The sequence below is a fragment of the Psychrobacillus vulpis genome (genome assembly GCF_006861825.1).
GTDB classification, from domain to species: Bacteria; Bacillota; Bacilli; order Bacillales_A; family Planococcaceae; genus Psychrobacillus; species Psychrobacillus vulpis.
Genome location: NZ_VDGI01000004.1, coordinates 91,041 through 113,359 on the forward strand (window position 1 = coordinate 91,041; position 22,319 = coordinate 113,359).

Annotated in this window: 16 protein-coding genes and 2 pseudogenes; 3 read left to right on the forward strand and 15 right to left on the reverse strand. The window is 34.4% G+C overall.

Annotated elements, in window-relative coordinates; genetic code table 11:
* Position 1 precedes the first annotated feature (1 nt).
* The 7 genes from FG384_RS06170 to FG384_RS06200 all read right to left on the reverse strand — a co-directional run bounded on the left by FG384_RS06170 (position 2) and on the right by FG384_RS06200 (position 10,096).
* Positions 2 to 865 carry an AAA family ATPase gene (locus FG384_RS06170; protein ID WP_142641715.1) on the reverse strand — a complete coding sequence of 288 codons (864 nt, stop codon included), beginning with the start codon at positions 863 to 865 and terminating at the stop codon, positions 2 to 4.
* A 48-nt stretch (positions 866 to 913) separates the two neighbouring features.
* Entirely contained in the window at positions 914 to 1,111 is a 198-nt protein-coding gene (locus tag FG384_RS06175; RefSeq protein ID WP_142641716.1) for a DUF6501 family protein, read from the reverse strand.
* Between the two features lie 917 nt (positions 1,112 to 2,028).
* Positions 2,029 to 3,246, reverse strand: coding sequence for a 2-oxoglutarate dehydrogenase complex dihydrolipoyllysine-residue succinyltransferase (gene odhB / locus FG384_RS06180; RefSeq protein ID WP_142641717.1), 1,218 nt, complete (start codon positions 3,244 to 3,246; stop codon positions 2,029 to 2,031).
* A 29-nt stretch (positions 3,247 to 3,275) separates the two neighbouring features.
* The gene (locus FG384_RS06185; protein WP_142641718.1) at positions 3,276 to 6,086 is read right to left on the reverse strand and encodes a 2-oxoglutarate dehydrogenase E1 component; all 2,811 of its coding nucleotides are present in this window, start codon (positions 6,084 to 6,086) and stop codon (positions 3,276 to 3,278) included.
* 268 nt (positions 6,087 to 6,354) lie between these two features.
* On the reverse strand, positions 6,355 to 7,728 hold the full coding sequence (locus FG384_RS06190) for a sensor histidine kinase (protein ID WP_142641719.1): 1,374 nt from the start codon (positions 7,726 to 7,728) through the stop codon (positions 6,355 to 6,357).
* Positions 7,725 to 8,396: a response regulator transcription factor gene (locus tag FG384_RS06195; protein ID WP_142641720.1), complete on the reverse strand. Its 672-nt coding sequence runs from the start codon at positions 8,394 to 8,396 to the stop codon at positions 7,725 to 7,727. Before FG384_RS06195 ends, FG384_RS06190 begins: the two co-directional genes overlap by 4 nt.
* Before the next feature lie 29 nt (positions 8,397 to 8,425).
* Positions 8,426 to 10,096, reverse strand: a complete 1,671-nt coding sequence (locus FG384_RS06200) for a diguanylate cyclase domain-containing protein (RefSeq protein WP_166462388.1) — start codon at positions 10,094 to 10,096, stop codon at positions 8,426 to 8,428.
* 358 nt (positions 10,097 to 10,454) lie between these two features.
* Between FG384_RS06200 and FG384_RS06205 the strand changes: the two genes are divergently transcribed.
* Positions 10,455 to 11,000, forward strand: coding sequence for a GNAT family N-acetyltransferase (locus FG384_RS06205; RefSeq protein ID WP_142641722.1), 546 nt, complete (start codon positions 10,455 to 10,457; stop codon positions 10,998 to 11,000).
* Between the two features lie 73 nt (positions 11,001 to 11,073).
* Here the strand turns inward: FG384_RS06205 and FG384_RS06210 are convergent, their stop codons facing one another.
* Positions 11,074 to 12,150 (reverse strand): undecaprenyldiphospho-muramoylpentapeptide beta-N-acetylglucosaminyltransferase, encoded by a 1,077-nt coding sequence (locus FG384_RS06210; RefSeq protein ID WP_142641723.1) that lies wholly within the window; start codon positions 12,148 to 12,150, stop codon positions 11,074 to 11,076.
* Between the two features lie 45 nt (positions 12,151 to 12,195).
* Between FG384_RS06210 and FG384_RS06215 the strand changes: the two genes are divergently transcribed.
* On the forward strand, positions 12,196 to 13,554 hold the full coding sequence (locus tag FG384_RS06215) for an MATE family efflux transporter (protein WP_142641724.1): 1,359 nt from the start codon (positions 12,196 to 12,198) through the stop codon (positions 13,552 to 13,554).
* 11 nt (positions 13,555 to 13,565) lie between these two features.
* On the opposite strand, the gene FG384_RS06220 is transcribed toward FG384_RS06215, so the two are convergent.
* The 4 genes and pseudogenes from FG384_RS06220 to FG384_RS20425 form a co-directional block, all read right to left on the reverse strand.
* A complete protein-coding gene (locus FG384_RS06220) occupies positions 13,566 to 14,630 on the reverse strand; it encodes a Ger(x)C family spore germination protein (RefSeq protein WP_142641725.1) in 1,065 nt (354 codons plus the stop codon).
* The gene (locus tag FG384_RS06225) at positions 14,614 to 15,648 is read right to left on the reverse strand and encodes a GerAB/ArcD/ProY family transporter (protein ID WP_142641726.1); all 1,035 of its coding nucleotides are present in this window, start codon (positions 15,646 to 15,648) and stop codon (positions 14,614 to 14,616) included. The genes FG384_RS06220 and FG384_RS06225 overlap by 17 nt, the downstream gene beginning before the upstream one ends.
* Positions 15,641 to 17,065: a spore germination protein gene (locus FG384_RS06230; RefSeq protein WP_142641727.1), complete on the reverse strand. Its 1,425-nt coding sequence runs from the start codon at positions 17,063 to 17,065 to the stop codon at positions 15,641 to 15,643. The genes FG384_RS06225 and FG384_RS06230 overlap by 8 nt, the downstream gene beginning before the upstream one ends.
* A 120-nt stretch (positions 17,066 to 17,185) precedes the next feature.
* Positions 17,186 to 17,551, reverse strand: a pseudogene (locus FG384_RS20425) (CAP domain-containing protein); the annotation flags it as partial.
* Between the two features lie 657 nt (positions 17,552 to 18,208).
* On the opposite strand from FG384_RS20425, the gene FG384_RS06240 reads away from it, so the two are divergent.
* Entirely contained in the window at positions 18,209 to 18,895 is a 687-nt protein-coding gene (locus FG384_RS06240) for an ArsR/SmtB family transcription factor (protein WP_142641729.1), read from the forward strand.
* A gap of 107 nt (positions 18,896 to 19,002) precedes the next feature.
* On the opposite strand, the gene FG384_RS06245 is transcribed toward FG384_RS06240, so the two are convergent.
* The 3 genes and pseudogenes from FG384_RS06245 to FG384_RS06255 all read right to left on the reverse strand — a co-directional run.
* On the reverse strand, positions 19,003 to 19,887 hold the full coding sequence (locus FG384_RS06245; RefSeq protein ID WP_142641730.1) for a DMT family transporter: 885 nt from the start codon (positions 19,885 to 19,887) through the stop codon (positions 19,003 to 19,005).
* A gap of 221 nt (positions 19,888 to 20,108) precedes the next feature.
* On the reverse strand, positions 20,109 to 20,624 hold the full coding sequence (locus tag FG384_RS06250; protein WP_142641731.1) for a DinB family protein: 516 nt from the start codon (positions 20,622 to 20,624) through the stop codon (positions 20,109 to 20,111).
* Positions 20,625 to 21,389: 765 nt separating this feature from the next.
* Positions 21,390 to 21,830: pseudogene (locus FG384_RS06255) on the reverse strand (CAP domain-containing protein); the annotation flags it as partial.
* Between the last annotated feature and the right edge of the window lie 489 nt (positions 21,831 to 22,319).

The following is a 22,319-nucleotide window of genomic DNA, read 5'->3' on the forward strand; positions in this document are numbered from 1 at the left end:
CTCACTTTATCCAAGAAGAGGCTAATTCTAAGACAAGTCTTTTCTCTTGTTCATCCTCTAACTTTTCAGCTATCGCGTAATTGATCGCCCGCATCGGATCAATATACAGTGCAAGTTCCATTGCATATTGCAAGCTTCGAATAGAAGCAGCTTCTTCTGATAGTAGCCCTTGTATCACTTGCTCCTTCAAATCTTCTGCTAAATTCAACATGAGCGTATGTAATTGTCTAGGTGCAGTAGGAAATAAATCATTCCAAAGGTTTTCCAATAAATCACCAGAAATATAAGGAATCGAGAACGATATAAAACGATTTTTTAATGCTTCATTCATTGGAGTGGTACCTATATATCCTTCATTGATAGCAGAAATAACGGTAAAATCAGGATGCGCATTAATTACTTCACCTGTATATGGATTCGTTAACATTCTTCTGTAATCCAGAACACTATGTAGTATTGGCAATGTCTCAGATTTCGCCATATTAATCTCGTCTATATATAGAATATGACCTTTTTTCATCGCTTCAATAACAGGTCCTTCTACAAATTCAATTGAGTTAAGACCATCTTTTGCTACTATTGTTTTAAATCCTAGGAGCGCCTCAGCATCCAAGTCAACTGAACAGTTGATGCTTTGTACAGGCTGAGAGAAGTATTGTGAAACTGTTTCAGCAAGTTTCGTTTTACCCGCCCCCGTAGGTCCTTTTAGTAAAACTGGTTTTTTTAATGTTACTGCGATTAACACATCATTTAATAAATACTCATTAGGTGATAAATAACCACCAGCTCCTATTAACTGTTGATCTTCTTCACTATGCGATCTACTTCTTCGAATCATCTGTTCCTTTTCAATTAAATCAATCATTTATTATCTCCTTCTAATAAAAAAAGCCGATGATTTTCATCGGATTTTTTATTGAAAATATTCTTTGTAATAGCCGCCAACTTTTCCTGTGTTATCGACCACAAATAGAAACTCTTCTGTTTCATTTTTTACTTCGTATGATTTTCCTACAGTTAGTACATTACTTACTAAAAACTTCTTTGCATCAGTATGTACACACGTAACTGTTTTCATAGTAGGCTTTGTTGCCCAATTTGTATGTATCATTTAACCACTTCCTTTACATATTAGTATACGATTGTCTGTATTAGAATTCAATGTGCATGACACCATTTTTCCTTAAAAAATGACATCTAGCATTGAAAATGTAGATTGTCCAATCTACATTCAGACTGTAGACAATTTCGTTTTACAATGAATAGAGATGTATAAGAGAATCAGCGGGGCCCGCCACTTCGCTTTCCGTGGGATTGGCTTCAGCCTCCTCGTCACTGGAAAAACATATGCTCCTGCGGTTACTCGTCGCAAAGACACTGGCCAAATAAAGTTCGGCCAGTGTCTTTCCTGCGGGGTCTTCAGCTCAAGCTATTCCCACAGGAGTCTCCGTGGCAGGCCCTGCCTATTTTTCAGAAGTTGAAAGTGGAAATCTGAAGATGCTGTGATCAATCCATGTTTCTCGGAATATCTGATAAAAATAACGGATTGACTATCCCATCTCATCAAGTGAAAAGGCTTTAATTGTCCACTTTTCTGTTTATTGAAGTTAAAAATAAGCGGAAGGCGGCGACTCCTGCGGGACAGCGAGACAGTCCAAGACCCCGCAGGCAATAAGTAGGAAGGCTAAGATCGCCGCGTCCTGCGGCAACGCCTTCATGACCAACATCCTGTTGGCCCGAGGCTTGGCGCGAGCCCGCGGAAAGCGCCCGCCTGGAGCGATTGCTACAGGAAAAGCACAATAATCACTATGTTCTTAATACATTTTGATTCATAAAAAATGCAATTGTCGACAAGCTGAATGTAGATTGTCCAATCTAAATTGTTTATTGTCCAACTTTAAAGACAGATTGTCCAAATTTTATCGTTTATTGTCCAACTTCTTAAAAAGATTGTCCAAACTGTCCAAAAGTATCTTAATTAAAAGATATAAAAAAGTACACCACAATTAAGTGGTGTACTAGTTTTAATTAAGAATTCAACATTAGATCTTCTGGATTTTCTAGAAGCTCTTTTACCATTTTTAAGAATCCAACAGAATCTTTTCCATCGATTACTCGGTGGTCATAAGATAGTGCGATATACATCATCGGACGAATTTGTACTTCATTTCCAACAGCGATTGGACGTTTTTGAATTGTATGCATTCCAAGAATACCTACTTGTGTTCCGTTTAAAATTGGAGTTGAAAGTAATGAACCGAATACTCCACCGTTAGTGATTGTAAATGAACCGCCAGACATATCAGAAAGAGCTAACTTGTTATCACGAGCTTTTTTAGCAAGTTCTCCGATATTTCCTTCGATTTCTGCAAAGTTTTTACGATCTGCATCACGAACGATTGGAACTACTAAACCACCTTCTGTTGATACAGCAATACCGATATCGAAGAAATTATTTTTTACAATTTCGTCTCCGTCAATTTGAGAATTCACATATGGATATTTTTTAAGTGCTGCAACAACAGCTTTTGTAAAGAATGACATGAATCCAAGACGTACATCGTTTTGCTCAAAGAATTGATCTTTTTTGCGTGAACGTAATGCCATCACGTTTGTCATATCAATCTCATTGAAAGTAGTTAACATCGCAGTGCTTTGTTTAACTTCTAATAAACGAGAAGCAATTGTTTGACGACGACGAGACATTTTTTCACGAGTCGTACGGCCATCATCTTCTTTCGCTGCAGATGGAGCTGGTGCGGCTTTAACTGGTGCTGGTGCTGAACCATGTGCTGCCACATCTTGAACACGTACGCGTCCCATTGGATCTACAGGTGAAATTTCACTTAAGTTGATTCCTTTTTCACGAGCTAGTTTACGTGCAGCTGGACTAGCAATTGTGCGATCTTGCTCTGTTGAAGTTTCCACTGGAGCAGATGCTGAAGGAGCTGGTGCTGCTGGTGCTTCTTCTGTTTTCGCTTCAGCTACTGGTGCTGCTGCAGCTGAACCAGAACCTGCTCCAACGATTGCAATTACTTGCCCAACTTGAACAGTATCGCCTTCATTAGCAAGTAATTCACTAACAACTCCAGCTTCCTCTGAAATTACCTCTACGTTTACTTTATCTGTTTCAAGTTCAACAATGAACTCACCTTTTTCAATTGTATCGCCTGGTTTTTTCAACCATTGTGCAATGGTACCCTCTGTAATCGATTCTGCTAATTCTGGAACAATAATTTCTGCCACTTGAATTTCCTCCTCTTGTCTTTCCTTACTTAAATGCTTTTAACTGCCTCTTCAATAATACGTGTTTGTTCAACTTTATAAGAATCAATATCGCCTTCAGCCGGACTTGAACGATGTACACGTCCAACGTAAGAAATATTTCTGTCTTTAGCTAACTCTAGTAAATACGGAAGTGCAAAGTTCCAAGAACCCATGTTTTCCGTTTCTTCTTGTGCCCATACAAGCTCTTTCGCATTTGGATAACGATCGATAATTGCTTGAATTTTTTCAGTAGGGAAAGGATATAATTGCTCTACACGAACAATATGTAAGTACTCATATCCAGTTCCATCCTTCACTTTATCAGCTAAATCAATAGCTAATTTACCGCTAGCAAATACAATTTTCTTAACTTTCTTCGCATTTTGTCCAAGACCTGGTTGCTCCATGACAGTTTCAAAATGTCCTGTAGTTAAATCCGCAACATCCGCACCAACTAATGGGTGACGTAATAAAGACTTCGGAGAAACGATAATTAACGGACGAATTGATTCTTCATTTAACATTTTAGCCTGTCTTCTTAATATATGGAAGTAGTTTGCAGCACTTGAAAGGTTCGCTACAGTCCAGTTGTTTTCAGCAGCTAGTTGCAAATAACGTTCTAATCGTGCACTAGAATGTTCTGCTCCCTGTCCTTCTGAACCATGTGGTAGTAACATTACAAGACCTGATTTCAAGCCCCATTTCGAACGTGCAGAACTAATAAAATTGTCAAACATCACTTGGGCCATATTAGCAAAGTCACCGTATTGCGCTTCCCAAATAGATAAAGAATTACTATCCTCTAAATTATATCCAAACTCATATCCTAAAACTGCTGCTTCAGTCAGTGGGCTATTATGAACAACAAAAGATGCTTTTGCATCACTTATGCTATGCATTGGTGTTAATTCTGCACCAGTAACTTCATCATGAAGAACTAAATGTCTATGAGAAAAAGTTCCGCGTTGCGCATCTTGACCAGTCAAACGAATAGAATTTCCGTCTTGTACAATAGTTGCAAAAGCAAGCGTTTCGGCATGACCCCAATCCACTTTTCCTTTACCTTTAAACGGCTCTTCACGACGTTTTAATATTTTCTCAAGCTTTTTAAAAGGAGTAAATTCTTTTGGCCATGTAAGTAGCTCTTCGTTTATTTTCGTTAATTTACTTTCTGAAACTCCTGTTTCAACAACTGGTATACCATTTAATACAGCTTCTGGGATAATGATTTCATGCGCAGTTGTTTGAGGAAGTTCTTTTACACGGTCATATGCTGCTTGCATACCGTTAAAAACTGTCTCGTCTAATGTTTGAACTTCCGATGATTCCACTAATTTTTCTTCAACTAATTGTTTACCATATATTTCACGAACTGTTGGATGTTTGTGAATTACATGGTACATAGTAGGATTTGTCACTAATGGCTCATCCATTTCATTATGTCCATAACGACGGTATCCTAGTAGATCGATCACTATATCTTTTCCAAATTGTTTACGGTATTCATAAGCAAATTTTGCAACCCCAAGAACAGCTTCTACATCATCTGCATTTACATGAATAATAGGAACTTCATATCCTTTTGCAGGGTCAGATGAGTATAAAGTAGAACGAGAATCATAGTGTTCTGTCGTAAATCCGATCATATTATTAGCAATAATATGAATAGATCCACCTGTTTGGAACCCACGAACTCGACTATAGTTTAATACTTCTGTTACGACACCTTGCCCTGGAAATGCTGCGTCACCATGTACAAGAACAGCAAATGCTGCATTTTTATCTTGCACCGGGTAACCAACAGAATTTGTCGTTTCTTGCGCTGCGCGTGTTTGACCAGTAACTACTGGACTTACTACTTCTAGGTGAGATGGATTATAAGCAAGTTTTATAGTTAATCCTGTTTTTGAACGGTAAGTAGCACCATTATGATACTTTACGTCTCCATACCAACCTTTAGAAAATTCTAATGACCCATCTTCAGGTAAGAATGTCTCATTTGGAACATGTGCAAATTCTGCAAACATCATCTCATACGGCTTATTTAAAACATGAGTTAAAACATTTAAACGACCACGGTGAGCCATTCCAATGTTCACTTGTTTAGTATTCGTTTTCTCAGATTGACGAACTAGTTCATCAATTAATACTACTAGAGTGTCTAATCCTTCTATGGAAAAACGTTTTGCACCAACAAAAGTACGATGGATGAATTTCTCGAAACCTTCAATTTGTGTTAAACGTTTTAATAATTCTTTTTTATCATCTGCTGATAGGTTTTCTTTAATAGTACCTTTTTCAATTTTCTCCTGTAACCAAGCACGTTCTTCGGAATTTGCAACATGGGAAATTTCGAAAGCAATATTATTTGTGTATACAGCTTTCAAATGTTCAATTGCTTGAAGACCATTTGTAATATTTCCTGGTGCATTGGAAATGAGTAGTGAAACCGGTATTTCTTTTAAATCTTGTTCAGTTAAATTATAAGTTTTTGAATCAATTTTTGATTCGTTTTTTGGACCATCATTGAGTGGATAAATATTAGCTGCTAAATGACCTTGTGATCGAATAGCATCTGCAAGTTGAATAGCGCGAATAATTTTATCAAAATTATTCGGTGATACCGCCGCGGCAGAAGCACTTGTTCCTGCTCCTAATTGTGAGGATGATGCTAATGACGGAGCACCATACTGTTGAAATAAGCTGACTAACTCACTATCCACTTCTTCCGGAGACTGTAAAAATAAATCATACTGCTCCATTACATAACCAAGGTTCGGACCTGAAAAAGCTGACCAAGGTGATTGATTGTTCGACATTTAGAAAAACCTCCAACATTTTGTGCCTTCTAGGCATTGATGATAAAAATTGCATTAATCATATAAATAAAAAACGAGTTAAATACTGTAAAGCATACGCAATATGTACACAAATACAGTTTACCACTCTTTCATAAGGACATAAAGAACCTTTTGAAAGAACGATTTTTCCATTTCCATCTTACTACTTACGAGAAAAAAAACAACAGTTTTTATTAAAAAATATCTTAATAATGAACTATTTTTCATTTATCATTATTTACATCTGTTAACCACTTATATTATATGGAAAAAAAATACGGAATGTAGTACCTTTACCTAGTGTACTTTCGACCTCTATTCTTCCTTCATATTCCATCACGAGCATATTCACAATACTTAAACCAAGACCTGATCCACCCTTCGATTTTGTACGAGATGAATCGACTGTATAAAATCGATCAAAAATTTTGGATATTTGATCTTTCGGAATTCCTATACCATTATCTTCAACCGTAATAATGATATGAGTTTGATTTTTCATTACTTTAACAATTATGTTTGGCGTATTTTCATTGTATTTAATCCCATTGTCTATAATATTTCTGATAATTTGTTGAAGTGCTGTTTGTTGGACTGATACATAATAATTTTCATCTATGTCCATTTTTATTGATACAGAAGGTTGTATTAACTCATATTCTTTTTGTAATAGTAACACCACATTTAAAATATTTGTTTGTAGGTCCTCTTTTGTATTTTCTCTTCTTGCAAGCTTCAACATTTCTTCCTTTAGTTTTTTCATCTTTTGGATTTCTTCCAGTGATATATTTAATGACTCTTCTAATACCTCTTTATCATCTTTCCCCCATCGGTTTATAAGTGATAAATGTCCTTCAATTACTTGTACAGGTGTTCTTAATTCGTGCGAAATATTGTAAATGAATTCATCCTGTCTATTAATTGTATCGGAAACTTCATGCATTAGTTGTTTATATATTAATAGCAATTCTCCTATTTCATCTTTTGTGGAATAGTCAAAACTAACTTCATTAGAAAACTTGTGTTGTTTTGCTCGTTGCATCTCATTTCTTAGTTCTTTGATAGGTTTCAATAAAATAGAAGATAGTGTGTACCCAATGAGAGCAGATAACACAAGGGAAATAAGGGCAAAAATAACCATTGCAATTAATATATATCTCATCACCTGTGAAAAATTCTCTAAACTATGTGATATTTCTACGTAACCAGAAAAAGTTCCGAAATTTACTTCTGCTACCTTATAAAATAAAGGTTGATTATTAATCACTTCTCGTTCAAATTCAGGAGACAATTGGTTGGAGAATTCCGGGAAATTACTCGCGTCATTTATTCTAAGTATTTCAATCCCATCTTTGTTTACTAATCGAATAGATTGCTCCTGATTGACGATTTGGTTTAACAATGTACGATTTCTACCAATATCTTGAATGGTAAGAAATGGCCCTTTAGATTCTAAAAAAAGGACTACTTCGTTTAATGTGTTTTGTGCAGATTTCTTTTCAGAAATAATCATCCAATTATAAAGTGAAAAATATAATATGATACACATTGTCAGAAAGCTTAAAAAGATAGAGATTGCTGAACTATATGTCCATTTTCTTTGAAGTGTCCAGTTTTTCATCCTCTCATCACATATCCAACTCCTCTTACAGTCTCAATCATATTGGATACTTTCGGTAACTTCTTTCTTAAATGTCTAATGTAGACATCCACTACATTCGTTTCAACCTCTGCATCATAGCCCCAAACAGTTTCTAAAATAGCATCTCTGGATAGAACATTATTTTGGTTTTCCATCAAATAGACTAACATATCAAATTCCGTCTTAGTTAGTTCAATTTCCTGATTCTCATAGAAAACCTGATATGCATTTTTATCGATCTTTAACTGTCCAATCGTTAATACCGATTTTACTTCGACTAGTGGACCCAATCTCCTCAAAACTGCTCGAATCCTTGCTAGCAACTCTTCAATTGCAAATGGTTTGACAACATAATCGTCAGCACCAGCTTCTAAACCTGAAACACGATCGATGATTGCATCGCGAGCAGTAATTAGAATTATAGGTATAGATTTTTGTTTCCTAACTCTTCTACAAATCTCAAGACCATTTAAACCTGGAAGCATAACGTCCACTAAAAGCAAATCATAGTTATTGGAAAGTGCTAATTCTATTCCCTCTCTACCATCGTTTGAAACAGTTACTTGAAAGTTTTCATGTTTTAACTCTAACTCCACAAATTTTGCAATATTTACTTCGTCTTCAATTAATAAAATGTGACGATCCATATGTATGACCTACCTTTTAAAATAGCCGTTCAATATGAACTTTGAACGGCATTTGTATACATAAAATTGTTTTTACCTAGTTTTTTGGCAGTGTACAGTGCTTGATCTGCATTATCTAGTAATTCGTCTACTGTTATTCCATCATCCGGAAAAATAGATATACCAATAGAAGATGTTGGTGTGAAGCAATGTTCGTCAATCGTCCAACCTTTTTTTAATATATTTTGGATTTTTGTTACGACTGCTTGTACTATTTCACTAAAACCCTCTCTATAATCATTTATTTGATCGGCAATAATAACGAATTCATCTCCACCAATTCGATAAATTTTATATTGGTAATCTACACTTTCTTGTAACTTTTCGGCAAAAATGCTTAAAAATTGATCTCCCACGTCATGTCCGAACTGGTCATTCACAGATTTAAAATCGTCTCCATCGATATATATTAAAGCAACATTCGGATTACTCTGATTGACAGATTGAATGACAACCGGAAAATCATAATGAAAAGATCGACGATTTGGTAATCCGGTTAAACTATCATGATACGCCATAAATTTTAGTTTATCTTCTAACTCTCTTTTCTCTGTTATTTCTCTCGATACTACAACAAACCATTTCTCTTCTTCCCCGTCTCTATTTCTTTTAGCAGCTGTAAAACATGTGTCTGTCCAAATAGTATCCCCATCTTTAGTTTTCAGTAATAATTCAGTCCGATGAATCGCGTTTTCTTTTATTATAGGGAATTTTTTTCCCTCTTCCGAATGATTCATATCATTTGATACTAAGTTTAAGTAGTATGTTCCAAGTAACTCTTCTTTATCATAATGTAAAATAGTTTCATGACTAGGGGATGAATAGAGTAAATAACCTTCTTCATCGGTAATTGCTATAAGATCATTTGAATATTCTGTTATAAGTTCAAATGTTCTTTCAATATTACGTAATTCATCGATAATTCTTTTCTTCTCAGTTGTATCGAATTGGATGGTTAAGTATTTTTCTATTTCTCCATTTTCATTCATAATCGGTATGACATTTGCATCTACCCAATAAAAGGAACCTGATTTTGTGCGATTACGAATTTCTCCTCGCCAAATATTCCCTTCTTCCACTGTTCTCCACAGTTCTTCAAAAAATTCATTTTCATGAAAATAGGAGTTAATCATTTGAAAAGACTTTCCTATTAGTTCACGTTGATCAAATTGACATGTAGTTTCAAACACATGATTGACCATTTCGATAATCCCGTCTTTATTAGTCATTGCAACTAGTGCTGCACCATTAATGCCTTTTTTATAACTTTCTAAAACATATGTCGAAGTTTTCATTTCTTCGGTACGAGATATTTCTTTTGTAGTTGCAAGAATATATTGAGTTTCCCCATCATAAATAGGGATAGCAGTTGTTTCATTAACTAGTGTTTCGTTAAATAAACAATGATGATCTTGATAAAAAATTGATTTATTCTCTTTAAATGCTCTATTATAATTATTTATTATAGTTTTAGAGTGAAACTCTTCCAAGCATTGCTCTAGCGTCAAACCGATTGGACTCTCGGAAAAAATTACTTCTGCTTTTTTATTAATATATTCATATACAAATGATTGATTATTTTTTCTCATCAGAAACACATAATCATCGGCTAAATCATATAATAATTTGAATTGGTTTTGAGAAATAAATTTTTGTGTCATTTTTTTAAGCATTCCCCTATCAAATTTCTTACATATATCCTTTAATGATATGTATTTAATAAAAGAGTTACAAGTATTTTAATCTAATTTTCTAAAAAAATGTTTACAAAAAATTAATAATTAGTGTAAGATATTTCTCTATGCAAATTGTATAAAACTTAGTATATTATAAATGCAAATAATTTTATAAGGCAAAGATTACTTTGCCGTGGGAAGGCAAATGGTGCGCCACCAGTTTTGAGCTGGTCCTAGTAGGTTCGATTCCTACCCCGAAATTTTTTATGCAATTCGAAATGAAAAATTTCAGGGAACCTAGGATGATTATGCTCATTTTTGGTTCTTTAAGGGGGCGCTTTTTTTGATTAAAAAGAGAGAATTAAACGAATGTACTTCACTATACGAATTAATGTCTGAACCTAGTGTGCTAGCTTTTGTACGTCATAAAGCGAGTTCAGCAGATGAATACTGGTTTATGACTAAGCAATTAATGGAAGATGAAGAAAATGGAAATGCTGTTAGTAGAACAATTTTTAGTGATTTCGGTCAACCTATAGGCACTATAAATTTGTTTGATATTGAAGACGGAGCTGGGTTTCTAGGCACATGGATTGGAAAACCGTTTCAAGGACTTGGATATAATAAAAAAGCGAAAGAACAATTCCTACATGAATTATTTTTTGAAACAGATATCCATACTGTATTTTTACGAATTCGTAAAAATAATGTTAAAAGCATACGTGCAACAGAAAAACTTCGTTATGCACTAAAAGCAAATGAAACTCATCCACTTATCTATTCTGAGATTAATAAAAAGAACGACATTTATGATCTATACTATATTCCTAAAGACCTCTTCCACTTAAGTATGTTACAAAGTAATACGGAAGAAGAACAGGCTATGTAAGGCGTAATACCAGTTCTTATATTGTAAAATAATACTCCCGTCAAATTGTAAATTGACGGGAGTTTCTTTTTTCTTATTTTTTAAAAGTAAGAAGAGTATCAACGAATTCGGACGGTGTTTTAGAAGAATTAGCTGATTTCTGATTGGAAATAATGTCATCTCTTTTATTTACTAATGTTGTAATTGAATCTAAAAAAGAATTTGGAGTTAAATTCTCTTCTTCTAAAACAATAGCGTATCCTTTTTCTTCAAAATAGTTTGCGTTTAATACTTGGTCCCCCCTACTTGCATGAATTGATAATGGAATTAATAGCATTGGGAACTTTAATGCTAGAAACTCAAAGATGGAATTTGATCCCGCTCTACTTATTACATAATTCGACATTTTCAAAAGATGTGGCAATTCATTTGTAACATACTCAAAAGCAATATAATTAGGTTTTCCTACTAATGAATTATTAATGTTTCCCTTACCACAAAGATGAATGATCTGAAAATCTTTTGTTAAAGCATCTATATTTTCATAGATAGATTCATTTATTTTTGTTGCACCTTGACTTCCGCCCATAATAATGATTGTATCTTTTCCATATTTAAACCCGGTAAGCTTCTCCGCAATAATTGCGTCCCCATTAAACAAATCTGGACGAATAATGGCACCGATAGAAGAAGATTTGTCTGATGGTAAGTATTTCAATGTTTCATTAAAAACGGTAAAAATATGCTTTGCAAAGCTCATTGCTATTTTATTCGCCAGTCCTGGAGTGATATCAGACTCATGAATAACAACTGGAATATTTGCAAGTTTTGCAGCAAGTACGACTGGAACAGAAACAAATCCACCTTTAGAAAAAACAAGTGAAGGCTTAACTTTCTTTAAAACTCTTGCTGCTTGCAGAGTACCATAAAGTACTTTAAATGGATCAGAAAAATTTTTAATCGAAAAATATCTTCTCAGTTTCCCATTGGATATCGAGTGATATGGTATCGAAGGGAAATTATCTGTTATAATTGGTTTTTCTATTCCATCGGAGGAGCCAATATAATGTATTTCATAGCCTCTATTTATTAATTCTGGGATAATTGCCTGATTTAATGAAACATGTCCAGCAGTTCCTCCACCTGTTAATACAATTGTGTTATTATTCATTCATAATCTCCTAACTATTTTATAACTTTAAAGGATGTATGCAAAATGCAAGAAACGAAAACATTACCTGAAAAAAGCATTAGAATGATTAAAATTGTCTTACCTATATTAATCACTCAAGTAGCTCTCTATTTAATGACCTTTTTTGATGTATTAATGACAAGTAAATATAGAATTGATCATTTAGCAGGTGTTTCCATTGGTTCATCTCTTTGGGTTCCTATATATACTGGGCTAACTGGTATATTATTAGGAATTACGCCCATTGTAGCACAATTAATGGGAGCAAAAAAGAAGGAAGAAGTTCGTACCTTCGTCCAACAAGGATTTTTTATTGCAGTTGTTTTAGCTATTCTTGTTTGGATTGCAATTTTACTGTTCATCGATCCTATACTTAATCGGATACCACTTGAAGATAGTGTACGCGATGTTGCAAAAAATTATTTATTTATGATGAGCATAGGACTTATTCCACTTTTCCTTTATAGTGTACTCCGTTCTTTTATAGATGCTTTAGGCAGAACTAGAGTATCCATGTTTATCACTTTATTATCAGCCCCAATTAACATTGTACTAAATTATGTATTCATTTATGGAAAGCTTGGTATGCCTGCACTTGGTGGTGTAGGAGCAGGTCTTGCTTCAGCACTAACCTATTGGGTCGTATTGCTAATTGCTATTATAATTGTCTATAGAACAAAACCTTTTGCCCCATTAAGGATTTTCAATAATTGGAGTAAACCTTCCATAAACAAAATTAGTACATTAACAAAAATCGGTTTACCAATTGGATTATCCATATTTGCGGAGACGACAATTTTCTCTGCTGTAACACTCTTAATGAGCGCATATTCGACAGAAGTTATTTCTGCCCATCAAATCGCGTTGAACTTCACTTCTCTTTTATATATGATTCCTCTAAGTATTGCAATGGGAGCTACAATATTAGTCGGTCATGAAATTGGTGCAAAACGATACAAAGACGCCAAAACGTATAGTTGGTTAAGTGTTGCAACAGCAGTAGCATTTAGCTTTGTTTCTGCATCGATACTATTGCTTTTTAGAGAACCTATCGCTGCAATATACACAAATGATCAAGCAGTGTTAACACTCACTGTTCAATTCTTTTTCTTTGCAGCACTTTTTCAACTTTCTGATGCGATACAAGCGCCAGTTCAAGGAGCCCTTCGAGGATACAAGGATGTTACGATTACATTTATTATGGCTATCATCTCCTACTGGGTAATTGGCCTACCAACAGGATATGTATTAGCTAATTACACTTCCTTTGAACGATTTGGATACTGGATCGGTCTTATTGTTGGACTTACATTAGGTGCAATTACACTTGGAATCAGACTCATATATTTACAGAAAAAAATTACTAAAAACGACGCAGTCTAACTGCGTCGTTTTTAATCCATGACTCCCGTATCTGTAATATTAATACTAACTTTCGGAACAATCGTTAACGTTGGATATATATCTTTCCACTTACCTTCTTCGAATAAATCTTGATGAAATGCTCGAGCAATTCTACCTAAACCGAGCGCATCACTATTTGCATCATGTAGAATTTTAACTATTTTCTCCATATCTGTTGTTAACTTTTGTTGTAAAAATTTTTCTAACTCTTTTTTTCTTTCCTTGTTTTGAAAATCATTTTTATAATATTCCATTATTCCAATCTTTATCTTATAGTCTATATGAATAGTTGTACCATCCCACTTCATGTCCTTATTTATTTGTTTTATATTTATTGTGACTGGTACGTTTTTATCCATATAAGTTATATATGCATACTTACCAATTTTGTCCATCATTACATTCAATAATATTGATTCTTCTCTTTTTAACGTCTTTCCGGTGAAATTACCTTCGTCAAAAAGAGCCAATCCACCGACCTCTGGAACATCATTTTCATTTGAGATTTTGATATACGGCAGTACTAAATCTATCCCTTCATCCAATAAATACGAACAAGCCAATTGCAAATCAATATCCGGGAAAATAGATTTTTGAACGAACCCTTTTACTAGTTGGCTGTAATAATTATTTACATTGCCGCCCATTTTTTCACCATATTTTATAAATGGTTCAGCACTTCCTTCAGTTATTAACATAGAAGTATTCAACCGATTTCTAGCATTCCTATAATACATATCCAATAAACTGTACAAGTCATGCTCTGCTAATTGATCTGATATTAAAATGCTAGACAGTTTAGATAAGTCTACCCCTTCACTTACTTGTAAATCGATCTTTTGTCTAACCTCTTCCACTGAAGCACCTTCTGCTTTCAAGAAACTAAACTCGCCAGCATTCTGTTGTTGTCCTGGAATTCCAAAGTACCCTTTTAGTTCACCAATTTCACCATCAAACCCTATCATAGGTACAATTGCAATATCTTTGTTTGGCCGCTCATCCCAGCAACCGCTTAGTAACAACACGATAAAGACAATACTAACTATTTTTTTCACGTAATGACTTCCTCCAGCCTCTTAACATAATAAATAAAGGAAATAGTATGCCAAAAAATAAATGGGTGTACAATAATCCATCATGTAATTTTTTTACCATTTCCCTAGTGATAAAAAACGCAGGTAGGATAGAAACAACAATATGAATGAAAACCGTAAATTTAATACTACGAGTATACATCGTCTTATATAAATGAAGCCCTAAAAACATAAATAATGTAATCGAAATAACACTCCAAGTCATCCAAATATACGTAAAAAATAAATCTAATCTCTGTAAAAATGTAATCTCTTGTGATTTAAGTAGGTACATGATCGTTACTGGAATTATCTGTATTTCTTTTAAGGAAAAAAATAGGAGTGAATAAATAATAGTTATTACAAAAAAAAGGGTAAAGATTAGTTGATAAAGAGCAATTTTTCGGTAGGTAATTTGTTTTTTATCTTGCACAAATGGTCGTAAGATTAAATACGCTTCTATTCCTATAAACGCATATATAGTTTTTCCAAAACCTTCCATCCATTGTTTTAGTTCTATTTCACCTATTGGAAAAAAATTTGTCCATGTCAAATCTTTTGTAGACAGACTCAACATCGCGAAAAACACAAAAATAAACGGTATTAATATAACCGAAATATTAAAAATCACTGCATATTTACTAAGATTTGCGTAAAGCGATATAATCGCCATTAAACTAATTACTATAAAAGCTGGAGTTAGAGGAAATGCCCATAATTTTAATACAAAGTCAATATAAGTTAAAAAAATTACAACAATTGAGTACCAATATAACTGGTATAACCATTTTTCAAATTTGTTCATTTTAAAATACTTATAGTATTTATCGAATAGGATAAGTAATAATAAATGCAAACCACTCACTATGACAAAAACGATCCATGCATTTTGCTCTGCTGCATTAATTACACGTGATTGGAAAGAAATAAATACAGTACCTGTTTGCAGTATAAATAAAAATAAAAATAACTGCTTATTAGATATAGTAAACTTAGCCATTTCTCTTCGACCCTTTTTTACTGAAAAAATAGAAACTTCTATGTTGAGGAATCTGTTTGTAAAAAGGGAGTCGGAAAAATACTGCTTTAATCTTCTTCGGTTCGAAAGGTATAACTGGGCTTAAGTATGGTTGATTTAATGATTGTAAGTTTAATAAATGGATAAACAATATCATAGAACCAATGACGATTCCAAAAAAACCAAATAGCGATGCAGCTACCATAAACGGAAAACGCAATAATCGAATCGTCGTGTTCATCTCTACAGATGGTACAACAAAGCTTGCCAGTGCTGTAGAGGCAACTACTATGACCATTAAGTTGGAAGCGAGACCTGCAGAGACAATTGCATCCCCTATAACAAGCCCTCCAACAACCCCTATTGTCTGTCCAATGGGGCTAGGCAATCGAATACTTGCTTCTCGTATAAGCTCAATCATTAGTTCTAATAATAATGCTTCAAATATTGGACGGAATGGGATATTACTAACGGAGCTTTTAACTTGTTCACCAAGTTCTAGTGGCATTATTTCAAAATGAAAACTAGCAACTGCAATATAAAATGCGGGTAAAAAAATTGCTGTAAAAAAACTTGCTAATCGAACTAATCTATAGAATGATCCAACTAGGACTCTTCCATTAAAATCATCAGGGGACTCGTAAAAAGTAAACAAACTAATTGGTCCAATTAATGCAGTAGGATCCGAATCAGTTAATATAACAATTTTCCCCTCCACCAAATTAGCAATTACTCTATCGGGTCGTTCTGTATTTAAAAATTGAGGAAATGGTGACCAAATGGAATCTTCTAAATAGTCTTCCAACTGACCGGAACTATACATCATTTCAGTTTCTATTTGATCTAATCTTTCTTTTAATGTGTCTAATGCTTCTGTATCTACTTTCGTAGTTAAGTAAATAATTGAAACGGTAGAATTAGACTTTGTCCCAATAACTCGATTTTCAATTTTCAAATCAGCCGATCGAAGCTTTTTACGTATTAAATTTATATTAACGTCTAAATTTTCTACGAAACCATCATGAGAGCCCCTTACAACATACTCATTTTCTGGTGATTCCGGTCCTCTTGAAGCAATCTTTGGGAGTAAAATACTAATCATATTATCTGAGCTAGGAAATATGATAACAGTTTCTCCTGCACATATACTTTCTTTTAATTGTTTCATTGTGAACTTATTTTCTTTTGTAAAAGCTGTTTCTCCCCATTTTGCTTTACCTGATTCAAATCGTTTTTGAATCGTTTGTAATTGTTCCATTACAACAGCTGTGTCAATCATCGATGAGTAATAGCATAGAATTACATGTTCATTTTTCCAATCTAATTCTTTTGCAACAAAATCGACGGTTTGAGAAAACTCTTCTACAATGACATCCACTATGTCTTTATACAAAACCATTCGCTCACCCCTTGAAACAAAGTGTGTGCAAAATAATTTGAAAGTAAACGCAAAAATGCCTATCAAGAATAAATCTTGATAGGCATTACTAGTTCAAAGAGCTTGTAAACTTATATGAACTTATTTTCCGATAAATTGTTGTGTCCAGTAGTATCCACTATCAGATAATCCTACTCCGATATGTGTATATGCTGGGTTCATAATATTTTCTCTATGACCTGGTGATTTCATCCATGCGTCAACGACTTCTGCTGCAGTACGTTGTCCCATCGCAATATTTTCTGCTGCTGACTTATACGAAATACCAAGAGATTTCATTTGATCAAATGGTGAGCCGTATGTTGGGCTCGTATGAGAAAAGTAGTTTTTGTTTTTCATATCTTGAGATTTAGCTTGTGCTGATTGTGTAAGTGTAGTATCGATTTGTAATGCTTTTAGTCCAGCTTTAGTACGTTCTTTATTTGTTAAATCTACAACTTCTTGAATGACTGCAGGTACTGTTGCTCCTTCACTTGCTGTTTGAGCAGGCTTCTGTTCTGTAGCTTCTTGTTTAGTAGTAGTTTGATTCACGTTCTCAGTAGGCTGACTGTTGTTATTTTTATATTGAAATGGAGAGTTCCATGTTTGTGTCTCACAAGTTTTTGCTTCTGAAGTGGTATTTGAATTATCAGTTGACATAGATGCTTCCACAGAGTGTGTTGAAAATAGTAAGCTTCCCGCAAGTACCACAACTAGTAACGAATAGTTTTTATTCATTTACTTCTCCTCCTTCGTCTTTTGCTTTCTCATTAAAACATGAAATTGGAGGTTTTTTTTCAATAAAATATTCCAGTGAATCCAGTCTAGCTGAAAATGTTATCAAGAACAGCCATACTTTTTTAAAAAATTGGATAAACTATCCTCCATGCTTAGTTATTTCTTCTGAAATGCTGTTGACAGATTTGGAGATTCCTCAATATACAACGAAAATCCTACTAGGCTGACTGAATTACAAGCAATAACTCATGATTGTATCCTGAATAAATGTAATGTACAAAAGTATCATTCTAATGTCTCGATACTTACTTGGATTGTTATTATTAATAAAAATATTTGAAACTTCAGCTATAATTTATATATGCAATGCAGAAAGGTTGGGTAAAAATGAGTATAAATCCAAATATGTCGGAAGTGGCTGCTCTACTTGGGGAGAAATCGCGGGCAACAATTCTAACTAGTTTAATGGACGGGCGTTTTCATACTGCCAGTGAATTAGCTTTTATGGCTGGGATTACACCTCAAACAGCGAGCTTTCACCTTTCAAAATTGGTTGAAGGGAACCTAGTTATCGTTGAAAAAAACGGACGTCATCGTTATTTTAAGTTAGCCAATGGAGACATCGCACGAATTTTAGAAACGTTTCTTTCGATATCTCCACCTCCCGAAGTTCGTTCATTAAAACAATCTAGTCAATTAAAATTGCTTCAGGAAGCCAGAACTTGTTATGACCATTTAGCAGGTAAATTAGGTGTCTACTTAACTGAAGCGTTGTTGAACTCTGGTTATTTGAAAAAAGAAGAGAGAGAATTTGTAGTCACACCAAAAGGAGAACATTTCTTTTCTGATTTCGGTATAGATTTAAGTGACTTAAAAAGAAAACGTAGATCATTTTCTCATGCATGTTTAGATTGGAGTGAGCGTCAACATCATCTTGCTGGAGCTTTAGGACATCGACTTTTTACACACTTTTTGGAAGTAGGTTGGATAGTTCGAGTTCCTTCGATTCGCGCTGTAAAAGTCACAGTTAAAGGGAAAGTAGGATTTAAACAATTTTTTAATATAAATGTGTAATTTAGCGCAAAGAAAAAATCCCTTTCCTAGTAGCAGATTTATTTTCTGCACACTAAGAAGGGATTCTAGTCTGTGATTGAACGGTTTACAGCAAGCTACTCATTTATTTATAATGTTCTTCTAACAAGACTACTTTTCTGCTGAAAATTACTATTTACAAGATAGATACCAATAATAATAAACAAGCCACCAACTATGAGTGAGGAGTATAACGGCTCTCCTAGTAATAACCAACCAGACAAAACACCGAAGAAAGGTGCCAAAAATAAATAAGCACTCGTCTTTCCTGGATCACCATTTTGTAAAAGATAATACCAAACTGCAAATTGAACAATCGAAGACATTATACTTAACCATAATAAAATAAAGAATGAATTGACGTTCAAAATAAAGAATGGTTTTTCAAAAAGAAAACTACAAAGTAAAAGTAGTAATCCACCAAAAAGCATCTGATAGGCAGATAAAACCCAAGTATCGAAAAACGCTCCCCACTTTTTAGCTAATAGTGTGGAGATTGCCCAAAAAACAGCGGAAAGAATTCCAAATAGAATGCCAATCTTAAATTCAATTTGTGCACCCATCGTAATACTTACCCCCACTAACCCTAAAAGAACACCAATCCATTGATAAAGTTTATAGTTAGTTTTTAAAAAGATAGTACCGAATACAACCACAAGTAATGGGTTCGTGAATGTAAGAATTGAAGATTCGCTAGCTGTAATAGTTCGCAAACTCAAGAAAATACATCCCATAACACCAGCTGTTTGGAAAGCACCAATAGTAAGCATCATTATCCAGTTTCCTTGGGTTGTTGGATGCTTTCTTTTTAATACGATAACTATTACTGCCATTATAAATCCTGCAAGTGTGAAACGTAATGCTGCTAATAACAACGGGGATGAATAAAGCAATGCAACTTTAACTACAGCAAAAGAAGAACCCATTAAAAATGTTGTTAATAGTATCAACAGTATAAATTTGTAATTATTCATTGTGTAATCTCCCTACATATATTAATAACCAATCCATGGCTATTATAACTGCTGAATATTTCAGCAATCATCGAAGTATGGAATGCAAATGGAGATTTGTTAAAAATAATAACCTCAAAGTTGTTTGAATCGATTTCTCTACTTGTGAATTGGTTAGTCGAAATTGAAAATCGCAAATAATTATCTTTCTTGACCCTAGTTCCCGTAGACGACAAGTGGAATTATACTAAATATTTTTCCTTGATGATATTTACATGATGAAGTTCATGCCCCGCAATAATGTAAGCAAGAGCTCTTACAGATAGTTCACTATTGTTGGCAAAACCTCTCCTAGACCAAAATTCTTCAGACAGTCCTCTAACTAGTGTAATGGTTGAACCTCTTACTGCAATATACTCCTCTAGTAAATCTGCTAAAGAGCGAGAATGGAATGAAGCCTCTTTGACATATTGTTCGTCATCATAGCCTGCGAGAGGAGTTTTATCTCCTCTCGATATTCTTAGTAACCTATAGCTCATAATTCGTTCAGTGTCTATAAGATGACCAATTACTTCTTTTAATGTCCATTTACCTAAAGCATAACGATAATTTGCCTGTGCATCAGAAATGTCCATAAGTAATTCAGTTGTATCCTCAAGCTGTTTGAATAGAATAGTGGTCAAGCTGTCTTCTGACACCAGACTAATATACTTACTATAATAAGTGGGGTATTCTTGATTTGAAGGTTTATTGTACATTTCATTTCCTCCTTTTTTATTACCATAATATACTACTTTTAATCATACACGACAATTACTTCTTAATCGTTTGTAAATAACAACAGGAACACTTTGTTTTATATCATATTTCATTTAGATACTAAAATAATTAAAGGCCCAAATCATATGTGATTTGGGCCATCAGACTGTAGACAAATTCGTTTTACAATGAGTAGAGATGTATAAGAGAATCAGCAGGGCCCGCCACTTCGCTTTCCGTGGGCTTGGCTTCAGCCTCCTCGTCACTGCAAAGACACTGGCCAAATAAAGTTCGGCCAGTGTCTTTCCTGCGGGGTCTTCAGCTCAAGCTATTCCCACAGGAGTCTCCGTGGCGGGCACTGCCTATTTTTCAAAAGTTGAAAGTGGAAATCAAAAGATGCTGTGATCCAATCAATGTTTCTCGGAATATCTGATAAAAATATCGGATAGACTATCCCATCTCATCAAATTGATAAGCTTTAATTGTCCACTTTTCTGTTTATTGAAGATAAAAATAAGCGGAAGGCGGCGACTCCTGCGGGACAGCGAGACAGTCCAAGACCCCGCAGGCAAAGCCGAGGAGGCTTGGTGCGAGCCCGCGGAAAGCGCCCGCCTGGAGCGTTCTTAATACATTAGGATTCATAAAAATGCATTTGCTATCAAACTGAAAGGCCCAAATCATATGTGATTTGGACCTTTACTTGCTACTTTAATATTTATTCTTAAACCTAATCCATCAATAAGTGTTGGTAGGTATTCAAATTATTATTTTCCGATAAATTGTTGTGTCCAGTAGTAGCCACTTTCAGATAATCCTACTCCGATATGTGTATACGCTGGGTTCATTATATTTTCTCTATGACCTGGTGACTTCATCCATGCGTCAACGACTTCTGCTGCAGTACGTTGTCCCATCGCAATATTTTCTGCTGCTGACTTATACGAAATACCAAGAGATTTCATTTGATCAAAAGGTGATCCGTATGTTGGACTCGTATGAGAAAAGTAGTTTTTGTTTTTCATATCTTGAGATTTAGCTTGTGCTGATTGTGTAAGTGTAGTATCGATTTGTAATACTTTTAGTCCAGCTTTAGTACGTTCTTTATTTGTTAAATCTACAACCTCTTGAATGTCTGCAGGTACCGTTGCTCCTTCACTTGCTGTTTGAGCAGGCTTCTGTTCTGTAGCTTCTTGTTTAGTAGTAGTTTGATTCACGTTCTCAGTAGGCTGACTGTTGTTATTTTTATATTGAAATGGAGAGTTCCATGTTTGTGTCTCACAAGTTTTTGCTTCTGAAGTGGTATTTGAATTATCAGTTGACATAGATGCTTCCACAGAGTGTGTTGAAAATAGTAAGCTTCCCGCAAGTACCCCAACTAGTAACGAATAGTTTTTATTCATTTACTTCTCCTCCTTCGTCTTTTGCTTTCTCATTAAAACATGAAATTGGAGGTTTTTTTTCAATAAAATATTCCAGTGAATCCAGTCTAGCTGAAAATGTTATCAAGAACAGCCATACTTTTTTTAAAAATTGGATAAACTATCCTCCATGCTTAGTTATTTCTTCTGAAATGCTGTTGACAGTTTTGTATAGTCCTCGTCTAAGATGATTTTCTTATTTCAATCAATATATTATTATTAAATTCTTTTTACTTAAACATAAAAAACCATACAGATATTCATTACGATTTTATT

Bases quoted from the DNA above. Each gene is read 5' to 3' on its own strand.
- FG384_RS06200 (WP_166462388.1), bottom strand. From the start codon at position 10,096: ATGACACAAAAATTTATTTCTCAAAACCAATTCAAATTATTATATGAT.
- FG384_RS06245 (WP_142641730.1), bottom strand. From the start codon at position 19,887: ATGAATAATTACAAATTTATACTGTTGATACTATTAACAACATTTTTA.
- FG384_RS06170 (WP_142641715.1), bottom strand. From the start codon at position 865: ATGATTGATTTAATTGAAAAGGAACAGATGATTCGAAGAAGTAGATCG.
- FG384_RS06215 (WP_142641724.1), top strand. From the start codon at position 12,196: ATGCAAGAAACGAAAACATTACCTGAAAAAAGCATTAGAATGATTAAA.
- FG384_RS06175 (WP_142641716.1), bottom strand. From the start codon at position 1,111: ATGATACATACAAATTGGGCAACAAAGCCTACTATGAAAACAGTTACG.
- FG384_RS06230 (WP_142641727.1), bottom strand. From the start codon at position 17,065: ATGGTTTTGTATAAAGACATAGTGGATGTCATTGTAGAAGAGTTTTCT.
- FG384_RS06250 (WP_142641731.1), bottom strand. From the start codon at position 20,624: ATGTACAATAAACCTTCAAATCAAGAATACCCCACTTATTATAGTAAG.
- FG384_RS06185 (WP_142641718.1), bottom strand. From the start codon at position 6,086: ATGTCGAACAATCAATCACCTTGGTCAGCTTTTTCAGGTCCGAACCTT.
- FG384_RS06210 (WP_142641723.1), bottom strand. From the start codon at position 12,150: ATGAATAATAACACAATTGTATTAACAGGTGGAGGAACTGCTGGACAT.
- FG384_RS06225 (WP_142641726.1), bottom strand. From the start codon at position 15,648: ATGGCTAAGTTTACTATATCTAATAAGCAGTTATTTTTATTTTTATTT.
- FG384_RS06240 (WP_142641729.1), top strand. From the start codon at position 18,209: ATGAGTATAAATCCAAATATGTCGGAAGTGGCTGCTCTACTTGGGGAG.
- FG384_RS06195 (WP_142641720.1), bottom strand. From the start codon at position 8,396: ATGGATCGTCACATTTTATTAATTGAAGACGAAGTAAATATTGCAAAA.
- FG384_RS06190 (WP_142641719.1), bottom strand. From the start codon at position 7,728: ATGAAAAACTGGACACTTCAAAGAAAATGGACATATAGTTCAGCAATC.